Source organism: Mesorhizobium sp. M0598 (assembly GCF_040320865.1).
Lineage (GTDB): Bacteria > Pseudomonadota > Alphaproteobacteria > Rhizobiales > Rhizobiaceae > Mesorhizobium.
In genome coordinates this window covers 61,709-82,077 of sequence record NZ_JAMYQL010000006.1, presented here as the reverse complement: position 1 = coordinate 82,077, position 20,369 = coordinate 61,709, and the positions used below count along the sequence as shown (strand labels likewise).

Annotated in this window: 16 protein-coding genes; 9 read left to right on the top strand and 7 right to left on the bottom strand. The window is 61.6% G+C overall.

Annotation, left to right across the window (positions count from 1 at the left end; genetic code table 11):
- Positions 1 to 88 precede the first annotated feature (88 nt).
- From NKI59_RS10725 to NKI59_RS10715, 3 genes are all read left to right on the top strand, one after another.
- Entirely contained in the window at positions 89 to 2,017 is a 1,929-nt protein-coding gene (locus tag NKI59_RS10725; RefSeq protein WP_352704074.1) for a heparinase II/III family protein, read from the top strand.
- A gap of 237 nt (positions 2,018 to 2,254) precedes the next feature.
- A complete protein-coding gene (locus tag NKI59_RS10720) occupies positions 2,255 to 3,250 on the top strand; it encodes a sterol desaturase family protein (protein ID WP_352704072.1) in 996 nt (331 codons plus the stop codon).
- Positions 3,247 to 4,416, top strand: coding sequence for a GNAT family N-acetyltransferase (locus tag NKI59_RS10715; RefSeq protein ID WP_352704070.1), 1,170 nt, complete (start codon positions 3,247 to 3,249; stop codon positions 4,414 to 4,416). The genes NKI59_RS10720 and NKI59_RS10715 overlap by 4 nt, the downstream gene beginning before the upstream one ends.
- 118 nt (positions 4,417 to 4,534) lie before the next feature.
- Here NKI59_RS10715 and NKI59_RS10710 read toward each other — a convergent pair whose 3' ends face one another.
- The 6 genes from NKI59_RS10710 to NKI59_RS10685 form a co-directional block, all read right to left on the bottom strand.
- On the bottom strand, positions 4,535 to 4,846 hold the full coding sequence (locus NKI59_RS10710) for a UBP-type zinc finger domain-containing protein (protein ID WP_352679224.1): 312 nt from the start codon (positions 4,844 to 4,846) through the stop codon (positions 4,535 to 4,537).
- Positions 4,843 to 6,534, bottom strand: coding sequence for an FAD-dependent oxidoreductase (locus tag NKI59_RS10705; protein WP_352704068.1), 1,692 nt, complete (start codon positions 6,532 to 6,534; stop codon positions 4,843 to 4,845). The genes NKI59_RS10710 and NKI59_RS10705 overlap by 4 nt, the downstream gene beginning before the upstream one ends.
- Before the next feature lie 359 nt (positions 6,535 to 6,893).
- The gene (locus NKI59_RS10700) at positions 6,894 to 7,820 is read right to left on the bottom strand and encodes an NADP-dependent oxidoreductase (RefSeq protein ID WP_352619869.1); all 927 of its coding nucleotides are present in this window, start codon (positions 7,818 to 7,820) and stop codon (positions 6,894 to 6,896) included.
- Positions 7,821 to 7,932: 112 nt separating this feature from the next.
- Entirely contained in the window at positions 7,933 to 8,370 is a 438-nt protein-coding gene (locus NKI59_RS10695) for a CBS domain-containing protein (RefSeq protein ID WP_031211895.1), read from the bottom strand.
- Positions 8,367 to 8,501 carry a hypothetical protein gene (locus NKI59_RS10690; protein ID WP_352619868.1) on the bottom strand — a complete coding sequence of 45 codons (135 nt, stop codon included), beginning with the start codon at positions 8,499 to 8,501 and terminating at the stop codon, positions 8,367 to 8,369. Before NKI59_RS10690 ends, NKI59_RS10695 begins: the two co-directional genes overlap by 4 nt.
- 376 nt (positions 8,502 to 8,877) lie before the next feature.
- Positions 8,878 to 9,753 carry an AraC family ligand binding domain-containing protein gene (locus NKI59_RS10685; protein WP_502901041.1) on the bottom strand — a complete coding sequence of 292 codons (876 nt, stop codon included), beginning with the start codon at positions 9,751 to 9,753 and terminating at the stop codon, positions 8,878 to 8,880.
- A 199-nt stretch (positions 9,754 to 9,952) separates the two neighbouring features.
- Here NKI59_RS10685 and NKI59_RS10680 point away from each other — a divergent pair, with 199 nt between their 5' ends.
- The 6 genes from NKI59_RS10680 (at position 9,953) to NKI59_RS10655 (ending at position 18,948) form a co-directional block, all read left to right on the top strand.
- On the top strand, positions 9,953 to 11,419 hold the full coding sequence (locus NKI59_RS10680) for an alpha-glucosidase/alpha-galactosidase (protein ID WP_352449637.1): 1,467 nt from the start codon (positions 9,953 to 9,955) through the stop codon (positions 11,417 to 11,419).
- Between the two features lie 119 nt (positions 11,420 to 11,538).
- Positions 11,539 to 13,623, top strand: a complete 2,085-nt coding sequence (locus NKI59_RS10675; RefSeq protein ID WP_352704065.1) for an ABC transporter substrate-binding protein — start codon at positions 11,539 to 11,541, stop codon at positions 13,621 to 13,623.
- Between the two features lie 112 nt (positions 13,624 to 13,735).
- The gene (locus NKI59_RS10670; RefSeq protein ID WP_031211897.1) at positions 13,736 to 14,743 is read left to right on the top strand and encodes an ABC transporter permease; all 1,008 of its coding nucleotides are present in this window, start codon (positions 13,736 to 13,738) and stop codon (positions 14,741 to 14,743) included.
- Position 14,744: 1 nt separating this feature from the next.
- Positions 14,745 to 15,878, top strand: a complete 1,134-nt coding sequence (locus NKI59_RS10665; protein WP_352704063.1) for an ABC transporter permease — start codon at positions 14,745 to 14,747, stop codon at positions 15,876 to 15,878.
- Between the two features lie 10 nt (positions 15,879 to 15,888).
- Complete coding sequence (locus NKI59_RS10660; protein ID WP_352704267.1) at positions 15,889 to 17,556, top strand: ABC transporter ATP-binding protein; 1,668 nt, start codon at positions 15,889 to 15,891, stop codon at positions 17,554 to 17,556.
- Positions 17,557 to 17,577: 21 nt separating this feature from the next.
- Positions 17,578 to 18,948, top strand: a complete 1,371-nt coding sequence (locus NKI59_RS10655) for an alpha-glucosidase/alpha-galactosidase (protein ID WP_352704061.1) — start codon at positions 17,578 to 17,580, stop codon at positions 18,946 to 18,948.
- A gap of 26 nt (positions 18,949 to 18,974) precedes the next feature.
- On the opposite strand, the gene NKI59_RS10650 is transcribed toward NKI59_RS10655, so the two are convergent.
- Positions 18,975 to 20,177: an ROK family transcriptional regulator gene (locus NKI59_RS10650; protein WP_352704059.1), complete on the bottom strand. Its 1,203-nt coding sequence runs from the start codon at positions 20,175 to 20,177 to the stop codon at positions 18,975 to 18,977.
- Positions 20,178 to 20,369 lie beyond the last annotated feature (192 nt).

The window sequence follows — 20,369 nt, the reverse complement described above, 5'->3', positions numbered from 1 at the left end:
TTAACCGCAACGAACGGGAAAGAAGATTGCCGGCCCGCAGCTTTTCGACGGCATGGTATACAAGGACCGAAACGTTGACGGGGCGTGCATGAGAATCGGCTGGTACATCAACCGATTGCGCAGCATGGGACCGGCCGAGGTGTTGCACCGGCTGGGCGAGCAACGTCGAAGGATCGCGTCGCGCCGTCGCGATGATGGGTGGGAGCGCTATCCATCGCCGCAGTTGCATCCAGTGCTGCCCGGATTTCGCCATGCTGCGCTAGCAGCGACCGACGCTCAACGGCAGGCCATAGCGGCGGCCGCGCAAGAGGCACTTCATGGCCGGTTTTCGGCACTCGGGCGGACATGGCCAAAGCGTGAGCCCGATCTTTTGTTTCCTGCTGAGCTTTGGCGTCTTGATCCGGTAACTGGCAGGCTTTGGCCTGGCGCCGAGGCTCATACTTTCGATATCGATTTTCGCGATGGCGGCGACCTTGGCGATATAAAATATGTCTGGGAGGTCAACCGGCTGCAGCAATTGCCAGTACTGGCTGCACACCTGCTCCTCAGCGAGGACAATCGATCCCGGAGTGCCATTGAGGCGGCAATCGGCAGTTGGCATTCCGCCAATCCGCCGTTCCGAGGCATTGGCTGGGCTTCCGGCATCGAAGTAGCGCTGCGAGCCATCAGCCTGATCGTCACCCTGGACCTTATCGGTGACCGGCTTGACCCGGCGACGCTGCGGAAAGCTGGTGAGATACTCGCGGCAAGCGCCTATTGGCTGCCGCGGTTTCCGTCGCGATATTCCTCCGCCAACAACCATCTCGTCGCAGAGTTGGCTGGCGAATATCTGGTTGGCCTGGCGCTCGGGGCCGAATCCGAAATTGCCCGCAGCGCCCTCTTAAATGAGACGCACAAGCAGATTCTTGCCGACGGCGCCGGAGCCGAGCAAACGCCGACCTATGCAGCCTTCAGCGCCGAACTCATCTTGCTGTGCGCCGCCGCGGCACGCCAGGCGGGAACGCCGTTTCCCTCGGCCGTCGAAGCGCGTCTGGGCGCCTTCGCCAATTTCGTCGGCTGGCTGCCACAGAAAGCCGCCCGCTTCGGCGACGACGATGAGGGCCATGTGCTGAAGCTGGGCGACGAGCCGAACTATATCCGATCCGTCGCAGCCGCCATCCACGGCTTCCTGGGGACGCCGGGCAACGCGCCGGAGCCTGACGATTTTCGTTCGCTTTTCTTTGGTGCGCCGTCAGGCCCGGCGTCCGCGGTGGATGGCTTGCAGACATTCACGCAAGGCGGGCTCTCCGTCTGGCGCGGAGCAATGAATGGCCGCAATGTCGAACTGACGTTCGACCATGGACCGCTCGGCTATCTCTCGATAGCGGCGCACGGCCATGCCGACGCGCTGTCGCTCACCCTGTGCATCGACGATGAGCCGGTGCTGGTCGATCCCGGCACCTGGCTCTACGGTTCGGGAGGCGCATGGCGCGACTGGTTCCGCTCCACACCGGCGCACAACACGCTGAACATCGAGGGCGAGAGCCAAAGCACCATCGCTGGAAATTTCAACTGGTCGCACAAGGCAGTCGCAGCGCTGGTGGAGAGCGAGCCGGGACCGCACTGGAGGCTGAGCGCCCGGCATGACGGCTATAGAAGCCGCTTCGGCGTCGTGCATCAGCGCACTTTGGCGCGCCAGGCCGATGGCATCCTCATCACCGACCAACTGCTCGGCGGCAGGCGCCAGTCCGAGATCGTCTTCCAACTGGCCGCCGGCCTCCATGCCGACCGGCACGAAGATACGGTTACGGTATTGCGCGGCGACGAGGTACTGTTGGCCATCCGCTTTCCTGATGCTGCGCTCGATATCGGCGCCGGCGGTGACATGCCGGGCCAAGGCGGTTGGGTTTCACTGCGTTTTGGCACCAGACAGCAAGCCGAACGCATCGCCTGGCACGGTGAAGTGGGCGAAGCCGGGATCGATATCCATCTTGCCCCAATTCACCCGCCGCAACAGCAAAAACCGGTGCCAACGTAGAGTTGCCGGGCGAGTTCCAGCCGTATTCGACATTAATTACGTTTGGACATTTAGCGGTTTCGTTACCGTTGATCTGCTAGTCTCGCACCATCCAGCCTGCTTTGCCCGCTGCGCCCGCAACAGCCACTGGTTGCAGGCGGCGTAGCGAGTTTGGCGGGAATTTTGTGCTTTGCTATTCGCCAGATCGCCTTGTTACGACCCCAGACTGCCTTCTTACGACCAGGAGCCGCTGCATCAATGTTTTCCGAATTTGCCAGAGCGATTGTGGAAAAGCTTTCGAACGTCAATCTGACCACGCTCGGCCTGCTTCTCCTCACCGCACTGGGCAGCGCGGTGATCGCCTACTGGCGAACTGCCGAACATAAGTCCCTCAGGGACTTTTTCGACTTCACCTTCCCACAGGAAGTCATCCTGCACCCGTCGGCGCGAGCCGACGCCCTGTTCTGGATCACGAAACGGGCGATGATGCCTTTCCTGCTTATTCCTGCCGGCGTCACCTTCGTCGTCGCGGTGGGCTATGGCACACGCGAGGCAATTGGCTGGCTCCTTAACATCCACGCGCCGCTTCTCGGCGGCCCGGCGGGACCGGTGACGATCGTCATCTTCACCGCAACCATGCTGGTCGCCTATGATATTTCATACTACCTCTACCACGTCGCCCAGCACCGTTTCCCGTTCCTGTGGGAATTGCACAAGGTACATCATTCGGCCGAAGTGATGGTGGGGATCACCAAGGACCGGGTTCATCCGCTGGACGATCTGATGAACCGTATGTGGGATGGCGTCATCCCGGGCATCTGCTTCGGGATCTGGAGCCTGATCGCACTCGATCCGGTAGAGGTCGCCATCTTCGGCATCAACGTCTACGTCATCCGTAACATCCTGATGATGGACTTTGTTCGCCATACGCATCTCAAGATATCGTTCGGCCCGTTGAACAACATCATCCTGTGTCCGCACTGGCACCAGGTGCATCACAGCATCGACCCTCGTCATTACGACAAGAATTTCGGCCTGCTTTTTTCGTTCTGGGATCGTCTGTTCGGAACGCAATTTGTCCCGGAGCCGGATGAAGACCTGAAATTTGGCCTGGTCGATCGCGATGTGCGCGATTACCAGTCGCTCTTTGGGCTCTACATCCTGCCGCTCAAGAAGATGGCAAGGCATGTCATGCGACTGTTTCACAGACGGCCCAATGTGGTCGCGCAGCCACAGGACAGTTCTCCTTCATGAACACCGCTGTTTCCATCGACGTCCTAGGCGCGGAGCGCCTGGAAATCGTCCGTTCGGCGGATCGCCTGGCTGCGGTCGAAGCCGCGTGGATGGAGCTTTGGCATCGTACCGACGGGCTGATCTTTCAAAGCCATGCCTGGATTTCGGCATGGTGGAGTACCGTACAACGCCGTGACCAGCGCGCGTTGCGGATCGGCCTGGTCTGGAAGGGCGAGAGACTCGTTGCTGTCGTTCCGCTGGCGATCGGCAGGCGCAGGGGGCTGCGGTTTCTCGAATGGGCGGCCGGCAGCTATACCGACTATGGGGATATTCTCGTTGCTCCGGAATGCTCGTTATCGGCGCTGCAGGAGCTATGGACCCAACTCTGCGATGCCGGCGGCTTCGACCTTGCCTTGATCAATCGTCTCTCACCGGATGCGGCGGCCCGCAAAATTTTCACGCCGGGAGCTTCCGGCGGCATCAGGCTTCGTCCGTTTCACCGAACGGAAGTCAGCTATCGCGTTGCCGGACAATGGGAAAGCGGAGCGGCATGGTTGGCGGACCAGTCGAAAAAGACGCGCCAGAACTATCGGCGCGGCATCAAGGCGCTGGAAGAAACCGGAGAGGTGAGATTTCGCCTGCTTGCGCCCGACGAGCCGCTGCAACCGGTACTGGAGCGCCTCGCGGCCTTGAAGCGGAAATGGCTGACCGAGCGCATGCGTGAATCAGACCTCTTCGAAGAGGGCGTGCCGGTACTCGCCGCGCTCGTCGATGCGTTGGCGCGCGCCGGCGTGCTGCATATCTTCGTCCTCGAATGCAATGGCGTGATGGTCGCGGTGTCGATCAACTTCGTCCAGCACGACATGATGATGGCCTTCGTGACGACGTTCGATCCGGATTTCGGCCGGGCGTCGCCAGGTGTGATCCTGTTGATGGATTACGTGCAGTGGTCGATCGATCACGGCTTGAGCATGGTCGATTTCCTCTGTGGCGCAGAGTCGTTCAAACACAAATTCTCAACGCAGTCGGTTACGTTGGAATCCGTCATCGGGACGCGCACGGCACAGGGTGCGCTTGCATCTCTTGCCGATCGTGTCCTCCAGACCGTCAGGCATATGCGCGAGCGTTCATCGGCACCACCAGAGGGACGCGATACGCCCACTCAAGCCGAAGCAGCCTTGGACTAGAACGGTCCATCGTTTCACGGAAACGCCGAACAGCTCCATCTTTTGTTTTGACGCAATTCCGGACGAAAACCGTTCACACTTTTCCTGGAATTGCTGTAGCGGCCCACTCGCAAAAAGCTCAAATGAAGCGCGGTATCGGACCGTTTTGCGGCGTGGTGCGGTCGCCGAGATCGAGGAAGATTTCGTCGATGTAGCACCATCCCCAACCTTCCGGCGGATCGTAGCCTTCGATGACAGGATGGCCGGTTGCCCGAAAATGCTTGGTGGCATGACGGTTGGGCGAGTCGTCGCAGCAGCCGACATGGCCGCATGTGCGGCAGAGCCGCAGATGCACCCACTGCGAACCGCTCTTCAGGCATTCCTCGCAGCCGAGCGTGCTCGGCGTCACGTCGCGAATGTCCCCGGCGTGCCTGCATTCGTCTGCCATCATACGCTCCTGACCAGTTGTGGCGCCACGGCGAGACTGCCGTTTCGCGCCAGATATGCATGCAGCGCTGCAACCACCTGGGCGCCTTCGCCGACGGCAGCGGCCACGCGCTTGATCGACCCGGAGCGCACGTCGCCGATGGCGAACACCCCACCGCGGTTCGTCTCCAGTGCACCACGTTCCTGGCCAATGTCAGGCCCGGTGCGAACGAAGCCCTTCGCGTCCAACGCCACGCCGCATTGCGCCAGCCAGTCGGTGTTCGGAACGGCGCCGATGAACAGGAAGAGGTGGCGGATCGGACGTGCTGTCTCGGTGTCGCGGTTGCGCCAGCGCACTTTGCTAAGATTGCCGTCGTCGCCTTCCAGTGCCGCAATCTGCGTCTCAGCCAGCACTTCGATGTTCGGCTGTGCCCTGACGCGCTCCACCAGATAGCGCGACATGCTCGCATCGAGGCTGCTGCCGCGCGCCAGCAGCCATACCTTCTTCACATGCGCCGCCAGGTAGACGGCAGCCTGGCCAGCCGAATTGCCGACGCCGACCAGGGCTACCTCTTGCCCGGCGCAAAGCCGCGCTTCGATCGGCGAAGCCCAGTAATGCACGGAGGTTCCCTCGAATTGCGCCAGGTTTGCCATGTCGAGGCGGCGATAGCGCGCTCCGCTGGCGATCACCACCGACCGTGCCCGCACGGTCTCCCCGCCGCCGACGGCGAGCGTGTAGTGGGCACCGGACGTGTCGCTTGCGCTGCCCAGCAGCTTCGCCTCGTCCGGTATCACCATCTCGACGCCGAATTTCTGCGCCTGGTTGTAAGCGCGCGCCATCAGCGCCATTCCCGAAATGCCGGTCGGAAAACCCAGGTAGTTCTCGATGCGCGAGGAGGCACCCGCCTGTCCGCCGAAGGCACGGCAATCGAGCACGATCGTCGACAACCCTTCGGAAGCCGCGTAGACGGCCGCCGCGAGGCCGGCCGGTCCGGCGCCGACAATGGCCACGTCGTACAGCTTGCCGGCGTCGATCGGCCTCACCAGGCCGATGCAGCGGGCAAGCTCGTTCTCTCCGGGATTGAGCAGCAGCTTGCCGTTCGGACAGAGCACGATCGGCAAATGGTGGATATCGACATGGAAGCGTTCGATCAGGGTCCTGGCGCAGGGATCGGCAGCCGAATCGAGAACGCGATGCGGCTGACCGCTGCGAGCCAGAAAACCTTGCAGCCTCAAAACGTCGCCGCTGTCGACCGGTCCGACAATGATCGGGCCGGCTGTGCCGCTCTCGAGCAGGCCGACACGGCGCAGGATCAGCGCCCGCATGATGCGCTCGCCGAGGTTTGCTTCCTGCACCATCAGGTCCCTCAGCCTTTGCGAGGGGATGACGAGCGCCTCGACCGGCTCGACCGCCTCCACATCCACCAGCGAGGGTCGGGCTGAAAGCTGCGCCAACTCGCCGACGAAATTGCCTGCACCGTGCGTGACAATTGTTTCGCGCCGGCCGAAGCTGCCGCCCCGGATGATATCCACCTTGCCGGACAGGACCACGATCAGACCGGGCGCCAGCTCGCCGGCTTTGACGATCTGTTCGCCTGCAGCATAGGACACGGCTTCGCCGAAACGGCCCATGCGGTCCAGGTCCGCCTCAGCCAGCACTGGAAACATCTGATCGCGACGGGCAATGGAGATCGGATTGGCGGGTTGAGACATGGTTCGAACCTATCGCCGGTTTCCGACAGTTTGAAGCGGTTTTTGCGGCTTGCGGCCGGTAGGAACCTGGCTCGCCTGTCGGCAAACGCTGTGTCCTGCGCTTCGCAGTTAACTGACGGCGGCGGTGCGAAGGTGTCGTCGCGACGTGCCTCACGATCCGTTGCATCTCCTTGATTTGTTTGATTTGCGCATCCCGGCAAACCCGGCGCATGCTGCTTCAGCCGGCATCTGCCTAAGCCGGCCAGGCCCGGCGCGCCGTCCTGTGTCAAACTCTCGGCCGCCGGGCTTCTGGACAGCAGAAAACGGCCTGTGTCCGAGCACTCCGCAAACTGGCCTGCGGCCTGTTGTTCGGCGAGTGCTCAGGCAGCTACCTGAAGCACAATCTTGCCGCGCGTGTGCTGCTTCTCGAGCTGTTCCTCGGCCCTGGCGACTTCCTCAAGAGGATAGATTGCCTGCACGAATGGCCTGACCTTCCCGGCGTCGATGAGGCGGCTGATCTCGGCAAGCTGCGCCGCGTTCGGCTTGGTCAAATAGGAAACGCCGCGAGCCCGATGCAGGCGGGCCTTCTCCGCCGACGGTTCGGAAAGCGTTGAGACGAGCGTCCCGCCGGGCTTGAGCACGTCCCACGAGCGGTCCTGTGTTTCACCCGCTACCAGGTCGAAGACGAGGTCGACGTCCTCGACAAGCTCCTCGAAGCGCTGGTTCTTGTAATCGACCGCCTGGTCGGCACCAAGCGCGCGGACGAACTCGAAATCCTGCGCGGACACGGTCGTCGCGACAAACGCGCCCGCGGCCTTTGCGAACTGCACCGCCAGATGACCGACGCCGCCGGCGCCGCCATGGATAAGGACCCGCTGCCCGGATTTGAGGCCGCCGTGATCGAAAAGGCCTTGCCACGCGGTAAGGCCCGCAAGTGGCACGGCGGCGGCTTCGGCGTGGCTTAAGCGTTGCGGTTTCGCTGCCGCCTCCGTTGCCTTGACGACGACATATTCGGCGTTGCCGCCGCGGTCGTTGCCGAGCATGGCATATAGTGGATCGCCCTTCTTCAGCATATGGGCCCGCGTGCCGCACAGTTCCACCACGCCGGATACGTCGCGGCCGAGCGTGACGGGCAGATCCGCGCCCGAAGAGCCCTCGCGAACCTTGTAGTCGACGGGATTGACGCTTGCCGCGTAGACCTTGAGCGTGACCTCGTCGTCATGCGGCTGAGGCAACGGAACCGCGTCCAGCGAAAGAACCTCCGGTCCACCAAAATCGTGGATACGGACGGCCTTCATCGTAATCATGGCTTGCTCCTCGTCGGGTTGCAGTCCAGTTCGCTCTGAACAGTTTCGCCGGCAGGCCGGCGTCTATCCAGCCGGCGGTTCGATCTAGCAAAGGCCGGCCGGTGGTGCGCCGTCAGTGTATCGTTTGCGAGTGCTCGCCGCCGGGTTGCGAGATGCCGCTCAGCGCTTCACCTGCTGTCGCCGTTTCGCTGTTGGTGGCGAGGTCGCCCAGCGAAACGATGCCGACCAGGCGCTTGTCGCGGTTCAGCACCGGCAAGCGGCGCACTTTCAGGTCAGCCATGTTACGCAGAACATCCTCCGCGTCTTCGTCTTCGAAGCAATACCTGACCTCGGTGCTCATCACTTCCCGTACCTTGGCGTCAGGTGTCTTGCCTTGGGCGACGCCGCGGATTGCGATGTCGCGATCCGTTACCATGCCGACAAGCCGATCGTTCTCGCCCACCGGCATTGCGCCGGCGTCGAGGCGACCCATCATTTCTGCCGCATCGCGCAGGGTTTGCTGCGGACTGGCGATCTCGACGTCCTTTGTCATGCAGTTGCTAACTTTCATTTTAACCTCCCTTGGTTGCAGGGCCCGCCGCGGGTTTCCATGATGAAAGGGTGAATGAGCGCCAGCGCAAAACGTTCCATGGCAAGACCCGTTTCGAGCGCTTCGCCGAAATCACCCTTGCCATCCTCCACCCGACCGCCCTTCAGGCGGTCGGCCCGGGAAAGGTCGGTTCCGAAGGAATTTCGGAAGGCGTGCCGGGAGGAACTCCGATCGGCTCCTGGTCCGGCGTCGGAATTGGATCCGGCGAGGGCGGGGGTACGCCTGGAGGTTCTCCCGGCGGAGTCTCCGGCGGGGCAGGCGGCCGGGCCGGCTCCGGATTGGGATTGTCCGGCAGTGGATTCGGGTTGTTCGGATCGGGGTTGTTCATCGATCACTCCCCTGACATCTGTGGCCTGATCTCCGCCAGAGCGGGGGTGCGGCAGCGGCGAGCAGGCTCTCTTGTCCTAAACCAAGGGGAAGCAAAAGCGTTCCCGCACCCGATGCCAAGCGCGGTGCCAATCTATCGGGCTATCGGGCGGTTCCCAGGCTGGCATACATCCCGTTGGTGCGGAACTGCGTCGGGTTGATGCCGTAGAGGCGGCGGAAGACCTTCGAAAAATAATTGGCATCCTCAAAGCCGCACATGATGGCGACTTCCTTGACCGGCAGGAAATCGGCCTTCGTCAGCAACTTCGCCGCGCGCTGCAGTCGCTGCTGCAGCACGAATTCGGCGGGCGGAAGTCCCTCGCTCTCGGCGAAGCAGCGCGAGAAATGCGCGCGGCTCAGGCCGCTGATCTCAGCGAGATCGGCAACGCGGAGCGGCCTGTCGAGATTGGCCCTGATGTGATCGATGACCGTCTGCATGGCGCTCTTGTCGTCGGTGACGGCATGCGAGCCGAAGACATCGTCGTAGAGCGCCATGGCTGCTTCATAGGCGACGGCCGAGGCGGCTCCCGGCGAGACCGCGCCCGTGATCAGGCGCACACTGCAATCAGCCAGATGATCGATCGTCGAGGGCTGCAGCCGCAGCACCGGACCGACGGCGGCAAGGATCGACTTGTGGATGCGCAGTGCCTCCTCGCCGTTCATCGATATCCAGAAGAACTCCCAGCGTTCGCCCTTGGCCAGCCAGTAACGGTGGTTGTGCGGCACGAGAACCAGCAAAGTGTCGCCCTTTTGCAGGCGGTAGTTCCGGTTCTCGTAGCGCAATCGGCCGGTGCCGCTGATCGTATGCTGGAGCACGGTAAACGGCGTCAGGCCGCGCTTGCGCCCATCCCAGTCGTAGACCTCGTTCTCGCGCACTTCATAGCCGGTGCTTGTCGGCATAGTGTGTAGGCGCTGGCGCCCGCGCGGCAGCGATACCGTCCTGCCCGCCGGCCCGATGTCGATCAAGTTCCGCAGCACAAAATTACCCCTAAAAGCATAATCCTTCTCTGGTCGCTTGCCGAATAAGGCGCATAATCCCTCGAGAAAAGCAAAAGAAACCGCGGTCAAAGAGCGGATGGGAGGAAGTGCCGGATTCCAGCCTGCATAGCGTGGCAGGCGGGCTAGGCCTCTTTTCGCCGCCTTTGCCCTAGTGTTCGATCAGGTCGAGGTGAGGCTGATGAGTTTCAAGATCGCTATCATCGGTGCGGGAAGCGTCGGGTTCACCAAGAAGCTCTTCACCGACATTTTGTGCGTTCCTGAATTCAGGGATGTCGAATTCGCATTGACCGATCTCAGCGAGCGCAACCTCCAGATGATCAAGTCGATCCTCGACAGGGTCGTCGAATTCAACAGGCTGCCGACCAAGGTTACGGCAACGACAGACCGCCGTGCTGCCCTCGAGGGTGCCCGCTACATCATCAGCTGCGTTCGCGTCGGCGGTCTCGAAGCCTATGCGGACGACATCCGCATTCCCTTGAAGTATGGCATCGACCAGTGCGTCGGCGACACGATCTGCGCCGGCGGCATCCTCTATGGCCAGCGCAACATTCCGGTGATCCTCGATTTCTGCAAGGATATCCTCGAAGTCGCCGAGCCTGGGGCGAAATTCCTGAACTACGCCAATCCGATGGCCATGAACACCTGGGCGGCGATCGAATATGGCAGGGTCGATACCGTCGGCCTCTGCCACGGCGTCCAGCATGGCGCCGACCAGATCGCCGAAGTGCTCGGCGCCAAGTCGCGCACCGAGCTCGACTACGTCTGCTCCGGCATCAATCACCAGACCTGGTTCATCGACCTGCGTCTCAACGGCCGCAAGATCGGTAAGGACGAACTGGTTGCCGCCTTCGAGGCGCACCCGGTCTATTCGCAGCAGGAAAAGCTGCGCATCGATGTCCTGAAGCGCTTCGGCGTCTATTCGACCGAAAGCAACGGCCATCTTTCCGAATACCTGCCCTGGTATCGCAAGCGGCCGGACGAAATCACCCGCTGGATCGACATGTCCGACTGGATCCACGGCGAGACCGGCGGCTACCTTCGTTATTCGACCGAAACACGCAACTGGTTCGAAACGGAGTTCCCGCAATTTCTGGAATCCGCCGCCAGGCCGATAGACCCCGCCAAGCGCTCCAACGAGCATGCCAGCCACATTCTCGAGGCGCTGGAGACGAACCGCGTTTATCGCGGCCATTTCAACGTCAAGAACAACGGCATCATCACCAACCTGCCGCAGGACGCGATCGTCGAGTCGCCCGGCTTCGTCGACCGCTTCGGTATCAACATGGCCTCCGGCATCACGCTGCCGGAGGCCTGCGCCGCCACTTGCATTTCCTCGATCAACGTCCAGCGCATGTCGGTTCATGCGGCGATCTCCGGCGATATCGACCTGCTGAAGCTCGCGGTCCTGCACGACCCGCTGGTCGGCGCGGTTTCGACGCCGGAAGAGGTTTGGCAAATGGTGGACGAAATGGTCGTCGCCCAGGCTCGCTGGCTGCCGCAATATGCCGATGCGGTGCCGGCCGCGAAGGAACGGCTTTCGAAATCCAGGATCAAGACCCGCGAATGGGCCGGTGCGGCAAGGCGCGACGTCCGTTCGATCGAGGAATTGCGTGCGGAAAAAACGGCTCTCAAGCAGGCCGTCTGAATTTCGCCAGAACGGATCGCGGCAAGCTTTCGGGAGGATTTTCCGCACCCGTCTGTACATTCGTTCGAGGAGAAATGGAGCGGCGTCAACGCGCTCCTGAACAACAGGGAGGAGAGACGATGAGGAATTTTCGAAACATTGGCATTCTCGCCGGGCTGGCGCTTAGCGTCTCGGCCTCGGCGCTGAGCGCGTATGCATCCGAGCCGACCGTGCCGCCGGTGCCTGCGCAATTTCCCGCCGAGGGAAAGATCAAATACGTCGCGCGCGACTCCATCCTGGAGTTCAAGGCACTTCCGGAATACCACGAACCCGATTGGGTCACCGACAAATACGTCAAGGCAGGCAAGCTGCCGCCGGTCAAGGACCGGCTGCCGAAGGAGCCGCTGGTCTTCAAGACCGGCAATATGCCGGACGGCGTCGGTGTCTACGGCGATACGATGCGTCATGTCATCGGCGGCCGGCCGGAGGGTTGGAACTATGGCGCCGGCCAGACGCAAGGCTGGGGCGGCATCGACATCGGCCTTTCCGAATGCCTGACGCGCACCGCGCCGCTGTTCCAGGTCGAGGCCAAGGACACGGAGCCGCTGCCGAACCTCGCCAGGAGCTGGGACTGGTCCAAGGACGGCCATACGCTGACGATGCATCTGGTCGAGGGCGCGAAATGGTCGGACGGCGTTCCGTTCAACGCCGACGATGTGATGTTCTACTGGGACGACGAGGTGATCGACCCCAATGTGTCGCCGCTGAACGGCGCGACGCAGGAGACCTTCGGCGTCGGCACGACGTTGAAGAAAATCGACGACTACACCGTCGAGTGGACGTTCAAGGACGCCTTTCCGAAACAATACCTTTACGCCATGGCTTACGGCACCTTCTGTCCGGGCCCGTCGCATATCCTCAAGCCGCAGCATCCGAAATATTCGAAGAACACCTACGAGCAGTTCAAGAACGCGTTCCCGCCGGAATATATGAACATGCCGGTGATGGGTGCCTGGGTGCCGGTGGCATACCGCCCCGACGACATCATCGTCATGCGTCGCAATCCGTACTATTGGAAGGTCGACGAGAAGGGCAACCAGCTGCCGTATCTCAATGAACTGCACTACAAATTGTCGACCTGGGCCGACCGCGACGTTCAGGCCGTCGCGGGAGCCGGCGACTTCTCCAATCTGGAGCAGCCGGAGAACTTCGTCGCCTCGCTGAAGCGCGCGGCGCAAAAGGACGCACCGGCACGGCTTGCGTTCGGCGCGCGGCTGATCGGCTATAATCTGCGCATGAATTTCTCAGCCAATGGCTGGGGCAACCCCGACGAGCGCGGACAGGCGATACGCGAGCTGAACCGCAACGAGGACTTCCGCAAGGGCGTCACCATGGCGCTCAACCGCAAGGCGCTCGGCGACTCGTTGGTCAAGGGTCCGTTCACTGCCATCTATCCGGGCGGCTTATCCTCGGGCACGAGCTTCTACGACCGGAAGTCGACGGTCTACTACCCCTTCGATCTCGAAGGCGCCAAGGCGGAACTCGCCAAGGCAGGCCTGAAGGACACGGACGGCGACGGCTTCGTCAATTTTCCTGCAGGTACCGCCGGCGGCAAGAATGTCGAGATCGTGATGCTCGTCAACAACGACTACACCACCGACAAGAGCCTTGCCGAAGGTGTAGTCGCCCAGATGGAAAAGCTAGGGCTGCGGATCGTGCTGAACGGACTCAACGGCACCCAGCGCGATGCCTCGCAATACTCCGGCCGCTTCGACTGGCTGGTACGGCGCAACGATCAGGAGCTGACTTCCGTCGTCCAGAATACCGATCAACTGGCCCCGGTCGGTCCACGAACCAGCTGGGACCATCGTGCGCCGGAAAACGGCGAGGTCGATATGATGCCTTTCGAGAAGGACCTCGTCGACATCATCAACAAATTTGTCTCGTCCGCGGACAATGACGAGCGCGCCAGCCTGATGAGAGATTTCCAGAAGATCTCGACCGAGCACGTCTACAATGTCGGCCTGACGGAATATCCCGGTGCGCTGATCATCAACAAACGCTTCTCCAACATCCCGCAGGGCACGCCGATCTTCATGTTCAACTGGGCCGAGGATTCGATCGTCCGCGAGCGGGTCTTTGTCGCTGCCGACAAGCAGGCCAAGTACGAGCTGTTCCCCGAAGAGCTTCCCGGCAAGCCCGGAGACAAGGGCCCGATGAACTAGGTTTACCTCCCCTGACTGAGAACTCCGGCCGCGCCAGTTGGCGCGGCCGGACAAAGCAAACCTCCGTACGCTCAAAGAGAGCGACCGGCCAGACAAGGAAGCGGACCGACCGATGTTGCGATTCCTGCTCACGCGCATAGCGTCGGCGATCCCGGTCCTCGCCATTCTGAGCCTGGTCACCTTCGCCATCATCCAGGCGCCGCCGGGCGACTATGCCGACTACATCCGCTCGCAGTTGATCAATCAGGGCGGGGCCTCATTCGCCGAGGCCGACGCGCAGGCCAAGGCCTATCGGATAGAACATGGTCTCGATAAGCCGCTGCCCGTCCAGTATCTCAACTGGATCGGCGGCATCATCACCCGCGGCGATTTCGGCTACAGCCTCTATTACAATAAGCCGGTGGCCGATGTGGTGGGCGAGCGCCTGCCGCGCACGCTGCTCCTGGCGCTGGTGTGCCATCTGCTGGCCTCGGTCCTCGGTATCACCTTCGGCATATGGGCGGCGACCAGGCAGTACAGCTGGATCGACAGTACGCTGTCAGCGATTTCCTTCCTCGGCATGACGGTGCCGCGCTTCCTGATGGCGCTGATCATCGTCTATCTGCTGGTCTTCCAGTTCAACGTTTCCGAGATCGGCAGCTTCTTTTCGCCGCAATTTGGCGGGGCGCCGTGGTCCTGGGCGAAGTTCGTCGATCTCGTCCGGCATGTCTGGCCGGTTGTCGCCATCGCCACCTTCGGCGGGCTCGCCTACAACATGCGGGTAATGCGCGGCAATCTGCTCGACACGCTGAACGCGCAATATGTCGAAACCGCTCGCGCCAAGGGCCTTAGCGGCGGTGCGGTCGTGATGCGCCATGCGGTGCCCAATGCGCTGCATCCGCTGGTCATGTATCAGGGCGTGGTGCTGCCCTATATGCTGACCGGCGAGATCGAGACCGCGATCATCTTTGCCCTGCCGACCGTCGGCCCGGCGATCGTTGGCTCGATGGCGGTCGGCGACGTCTATGTCACGGCGACATTCATGATGGTGCTGTCGGCGACGCTGATCGTCGGCAACATCATCGCCGACATGCTGCTCGTCATGCTCGATCCGCGTGTGCGCCAATATGCAGGGTCCTGAGATGCTTGCTTTCGAGTCCTCGCTGCCGCCAATTGCCGAGGAACCGGCCAAGATCAAGCCGCGCGGCAATGAGAGTTACATCGCACTCGTCTGGCGCCGCCTGAAACGGTCCTGGACCGGCATGGCCGGACTCATCCTGGTCGCGTTTCTGGTGCTGCTGGCGGTGTTTGCCGACTTCTTCTCACCGATGGATCCCAAGGTGACCGATGTCGGCTTCGCCCCGCCGCAGGTGATGAGCTTCCATGACAAGGACGGCAACTTCGTCTTCCAGCCACGCGTCTATGCCCTGGCGGATTCGGAAGACCTCGACCCGGTTACCTTCCAACCCGTCGTCGGGCCGGACTACGACCATCCGCGGCTGCTCGGCTTCTTCGTCAAGGGAGCGGAGTACAGACTGCTCGGCCTGCTTCCCGCGAACCGGCACTTCTTCGGCTCGACCGACGGCCAGCCGGTGCACTTCCTTGGCACCGACAAATTCGGTCGCGATGTGCTGGCTCGTGCGATCTATGGTTCGCGCATCTCGTTGATGATCGCATTGACCGTGGTCTTCATCGTCACCGTGATCGGCACGACGGTCGGCATGGTGTCGGGCTATTTCGGCGGCACATTCGACGTCTGGGTCCAGCGCTTCGTCGAACTGGTGCTCGCGTTTCCGCAATTGCCGCTTTATCTGGCGCTGACCTCGCTGGTTCCGGTGACGGCGCCGACGAATGTCTTCCTGGCCTTCGTGATCGTCGTCATGTCGGCACTCGGCTGGGCGCAGATGTCGCGCGAAGTGCGCGGCAAGACCCTGGCACTGGCGCGGATCGACTACGTTCGTGCGGCGATGGCGGTCGGCGCCACAGATGGCCGCATCATCATGCAGCATATTTTTCCAAACGTGATGAGCCACGTCATCGTTGCGGTCACGTTGGCGATCCCCAGCGTCGTCCTGCTCGAATCCTTCCTCGGTTTTCTCGGCTTCGCGGTGAAGCCGCCGCTGATCTCCTGGGGCCTGATGCTGCAAGACACCGCGACCTATTCGGTCATCGGCACTTATCCCTGGATCCTTTCGCCGGTCGGCTTCGTGCTTGTCACCGTCTTCGCGTTCAACGCGCTTGGCGATGGACTGCGCGATGCGGTCGATCCTTATTGAGCATGACATGATGCAACACGCGCTCGTCAAATCCTTCGCACCGCCTGTCCGGCTCGACCATGACGGCCGTTCGGAAAACCCGGTCATTGATGCCCGCAACATCGCCGTCGATTTCAAGGTCGAACACGGCATGATCGAAGCCGTCAAGGACATCTCCTTCCAGCTCTATCGCGGCGAGACGATCGCCATTGTCGGCGAGTCGGGATCGGGCAAGTCGGTGACGGCGCGCACCGTCATGGGACTGTTGTCGAAGCGCGCAGTCGTGTCGCCGAAATCGACTGTCGAATACAACGGGGCGAACATCCTGAAATTTTCTGAGCGTGCGCGGCGCAAACTGCGCGGCGACCGCATTTCGATGATCTTTCAGGAGCCGATGAGTTCGCTTAACCCGATCTACACGATCGGCAGCCAGATCGTCGAGGCGATACGGGTGCATCGCAAGATGAGCCGCAGGCAGGCCGAAGCAAGAGCGCTCGAGCTGCTGCAGCAGGTACAGATTCCTGAGCCCCAGGCGCGGCTGAAACAATACCCGCACCAGCTTTCCGGCGGCCAACGCCAGCGTGTGATGATCGCCATGGCGCTGGCCAACGATCCCGATGTGCTGATCGCCGATGAGCCGACGACGGCGCTCGACGTCACGGTTCAGGCGCAGATCCTCAATCTCATCCGAAACCTGCAGAAGAAACTGCGCATGGCGGTGATCCTGATCACGCATGACCTGACCGTGGTGCGGCAGTTCTCCGACTATGTCTACGTCATGCAGCATGGGGAGATGCGCGAGCACAATGTGACGGAGAAGCTGTTCACCAATCCACAGCATCCCTACACCTGTCACCTGCTTGCCTCCGAGCCGCGCGGCCAGGCAAATCCGTTGCCGGAAGGCGCCGACGTTATTCTTGAAGCTAGGAATGTGCGCGTCTCCTTCATGCTGCGGCATGGCACGTTCATGAGGCCGGACCTGCGCGAACTCGTTGCCGTCGACAGCCTCAGCCTGACCCTTCGACGGCACGAGACGCTGGGTCTCGTTGGCGAATCCGGATCGGGCAAGACCACCTTCGGCGAGGCGTTGCTCAGGCTCAACACCACGGACAGCGGTGAGATCTATTTCGATAGCCAGCCGATCCATGGCTGTTCGCGGGCGCAGATGCGGCCGTTGCGGTCGCGCATGCAGGTCGTCTTCCAGGATCCGTTCTCGTCGCTCAACCCGCGCATGACGATCGGCCAGATCATCGAGGAAGGGCTGGTCGTCAACCGCATGGGCGCCACCAGGAACGATCGGATCGAGCGGGTGCGCGAGGCGCTGATCAGCGCCGGCATGCCCGGCGATATCCTGTCGCGCTTCCCGCACGAGTTTTCCGGCGGCCAGCGCCAGCGTATTGCGATTGCCCGCGCCGTCGCGCTCGAACCGGAATTCATCGTACTCGACGAGCCGACATCGGCGCTGGATCTCTCGGTCCAGGCGCAGATCATCGAATTGTTGCGCAAGCTGCAGCGCGAACGGGGCCTGAGCTACATCTTCATCTCGCACGACCTCAAGATCGTGCGGGCGCTGTGCCACCGCGTCATCGTCATGCAGCACGGCAAGATCGTCGAAGAGGGGCCGGTCGACGAAGTCCTGTCCCATCCCAAGACCGCTTACACCGAACGGCTGGTCAAAGCCGCTTTCGAGGTAGCCTAATTGCTTATGCCGGAGGTTGTTGTGGCAAGAAATCCCAAGGTCGCTTTCATCGGAGCTGGCTCGACGGTGTTCATGAGGAACATCGTCGGCGACATATTGCAGCGTCCGGCTTTATCCGGCTCGACGATCGCGCTGATGGACATCAATCCGCAACGGCTCGAGGAAAGCGCAATCGTCGTCGGCAAGCTGATCTCGACGCTTGGCGTAAAGGCCAAAGCCGAAACCTATTCGGACCAGCGCAAGGCGCTGGCGGGCGCCGATTTCGTCGTCGTCGCCTTCCAGATCGGCGGCTACGAGCCCTGCACGGTAACTGATTTCGAAGTTCCGAAGAAATACGGGCTGCGCCAGACCATCGCCGATACGCTCGGTGTCGGCGGCATCATGCGTGGCTTGAGAACCGTGCCGCATCTCTGGAAGATCTGCGAGGACATGCTCGCGGTCTGCCCGCAGGCGATCATGCTGCAATATGTCAACCCGATGGCGATCAACACCTGGGCGATCGCGGAGAAATACCCTGACATCAAGCAGGTCGGCCTCTGCCATTCGGTGCAAGGCACGGCGATGGAACTGGCGCATGATCTCGACATTCCCTACGAGGAGATTCGCTACCGCTCGGCCGGCATCAATCACATGGCCTTCTACCTGAAGTTCGAGCATCGCCAGCCGGACGGCTCCTACCGCAATCTCTATCCGGATCTGCTGCGCGCCTACAGCGAAGGGCGGGCGCCGAAGCCTGGATGGAATCCGCGCTGCCCGAACAAGGTGCGCTACGAGATGCTGAAGCGCCTCGGTTACTTCGTCACCGAGAGCTCCGAACATTTCGCGGAATACACGCCCTATTTCATCAAGGACGGGCGCGAGGATCTGATCGAGAAATTCAGTATCCCGCTCGACGAATACCCGAAGCGCTGCATCGAGCAGATCGAACGCTGGAAGGGGCAAGCGGAAGCCTATCGCTCGGCTGACAAGATCGAAGTGGAGCAGTCGAAGGAATATGCGTCCTCGATCATGAACTCGGTCTGGACCGGTGAGCCGTCGGTGATCTACGGCAACGTCCGCAACAATGGCTGCATCACGTCATTGCCGTATAATTGCGCGGCCGAGGTGCCATGCCTCGTCGACGCCTCCGGCATTCAACCCACGTTCATTGGCGACCTGCCGGTGCAGCTCACCGCGCTGATCCGCACCAATATCAACGTCCAGGAGCTGACGGTCCAGGCGCTGATGACCGAGAACCGCGAGCACATCTACCACGCGGCGATGATGGACCCGCACACGGCGGCTGAGCTCGACCTCGACCAGATATGGTCGCTGGTCGATGATTTGCAGGTTGCGCATGGCGACTGGTTGCCGGCATGGGCACGTGGAGCGCGCAGCGTTCGGGCAGCCTGACGCGCAGGGCTGTCTATTTCACTCGCCTATGCCGACCATAGAGCCCGCTTTGAAAGCGGCGCGGCGTTGCCGGCAGATGTTTCGAAATCAAAGAGCTTCTGCGTTACGAGAGCAGCCGCTCCCCTTGCCCAGGAATTGTCCTCCCAGTCCAGCAGCATTGGTGGTGCCGCGCGAAAGGTATTTTTCCCAAGCGTCAGCCGCATTGGGCCAAACAGCGCATCGCCAAACGACACGGCTTCACCGCCGACGACAATGACCTCCGGGTCGGTGATGTTGACAAGGTTGGCGAGATGCCGGCCGATGCCACGTCCGGCTTCTTCGAGAATGGCGACGGCTCGCGGTTCGCGGTCTGCCAAGGCTGCCATAAGGCTGACTTTGCTATCGGTTTCGTTGTGCCCGGTGGCTTCGCGCCAGGTGCGCAGGATCGCCGGCTCGGCGTAATAGGCCATCAGGCAGCCGCGTTTTCCGCACTCGCAAAGGCGGCCGTTCTCCTCATAAGAGCTGTGGCCGAACTTGCCGGCGGCACCGTTCGCGCCGCGATAGAGTTTGCCATCGAAGACGAGCGCGCAGCCGATTCCGACGCCGATCGCCAGCACTGCCATATGGCGGTGCTGGCGTCCGAGGCCGAAGAGTTGCTGGGCAATGGCATAGGCATTGGTGTCGTCCTCAAGCCACACGGGGACGTCTACCAGTTCGGCCAGCATCGGGCCAAGGGGAACGTTGTCCCAGTTGTAGCGATTGCTGCGGATACACACAGCCTTCTGGTTGTCTATGACCCCAGGCATTGAAATGCCGATCCCGGCAAGCTTGGCAGCGGGCCGATCGACAATGGAAATCAGCTCCGGTACCGCCTTGGCCAAGGTCGCTATGATATGGTCGGGATCGCTGTCCGAGAGCTTGACGCGCAGAGAGCCCAGCGGATTGGTCGCAAGATCGGTGACCACGCATTCGACCGATCCGACCATCAGCTTGAAACCTATGGCAAGGCCGTTGGCATAGTTGATATCCACCGGGATAGGGCGGCGCCCAGCCGAGCCCACGACTGTCTTGCCTTCGATCAGCAGGCCATCCTCGATGAGGTCGGCCACGACGAAGGTGACCGCTGCCGGACTAAGGCCGGTAACGGACGCTATGTCGGCCCGGCTGCGCGCTCCTTCCTGCCGCAAGAGATTGAGGATCAGTCTGCGGTTCATCGCCCGAGTCGTGCTCGGGTCACCCTTGAGCTTCACGGATCTTCTTTCTTAATTTTGTAAATTAATTATTGCCTCTCGAGAAAACATATGCGTAAGTTTGCCCGACTGTTCAACACCCGAACCGGGGGTCAGCGAAATTAATCCGGTTAGCAATGTCACCGCGCTCTGAAGGAGCGGGCAAGCATATTCCCTTGCCCGGGAGGTGAGGCGTGCCGTTGAGAAGAACAA

What these genes read in the sequence shown, in the direction of transcription:
- NKI59_RS10715 (WP_352704070.1), top strand. Translation starts at nt 3,247, where the DNA reads ATGAACACCGCTGTTTCCATCGACGTCCTAGGCGCGGAGCGCCTGGAA.
- NKI59_RS10675 (WP_352704065.1), top strand. Translation starts at nt 11,539, where the DNA reads ATGAGGAATTTTCGAAACATTGGCATTCTCGCCGGGCTGGCGCTTAGC.
- NKI59_RS10665 (WP_352704063.1), top strand. Translation starts at nt 14,745, where the DNA reads ATGCTTGCTTTCGAGTCCTCGCTGCCGCCAATTGCCGAGGAACCGGCC.
- NKI59_RS10700 (WP_352619869.1), bottom strand. Translation starts at nt 7,820, where the DNA reads ATGATTACGATGAAGGCCGTCCGTATCCACGATTTTGGTGGACCGGAG.
- NKI59_RS10705 (WP_352704068.1), bottom strand. Translation starts at nt 6,534, where the DNA reads ATGTCTCAACCCGCCAATCCGATCTCCATTGCCCGTCGCGATCAGATG.
- NKI59_RS10695 (WP_031211895.1), bottom strand. Translation starts at nt 8,370, where the DNA reads ATGAAAGTTAGCAACTGCATGACAAAGGACGTCGAGATCGCCAGTCCG.
- NKI59_RS10670 (WP_031211897.1), top strand. Translation starts at nt 13,736, where the DNA reads ATGTTGCGATTCCTGCTCACGCGCATAGCGTCGGCGATCCCGGTCCTC.
- NKI59_RS10660 (WP_352704267.1), top strand. Translation starts at nt 15,889, where the DNA reads ATGCAACACGCGCTCGTCAAATCCTTCGCACCGCCTGTCCGGCTCGAC.
- NKI59_RS10710 (WP_352679224.1), bottom strand. Translation starts at nt 4,846, where the DNA reads ATGATGGCAGACGAATGCAGGCACGCCGGGGACATTCGCGACGTGACG.
- NKI59_RS10725 (WP_352704074.1), top strand. Translation starts at nt 89, where the DNA reads ATGAGAATCGGCTGGTACATCAACCGATTGCGCAGCATGGGACCGGCC.
- NKI59_RS10680 (WP_352449637.1), top strand. Translation starts at nt 9,953, where the DNA reads ATGAGTTTCAAGATCGCTATCATCGGTGCGGGAAGCGTCGGGTTCACC.
- NKI59_RS10720 (WP_352704072.1), top strand. Translation starts at nt 2,255, where the DNA reads ATGTTTTCCGAATTTGCCAGAGCGATTGTGGAAAAGCTTTCGAACGTC.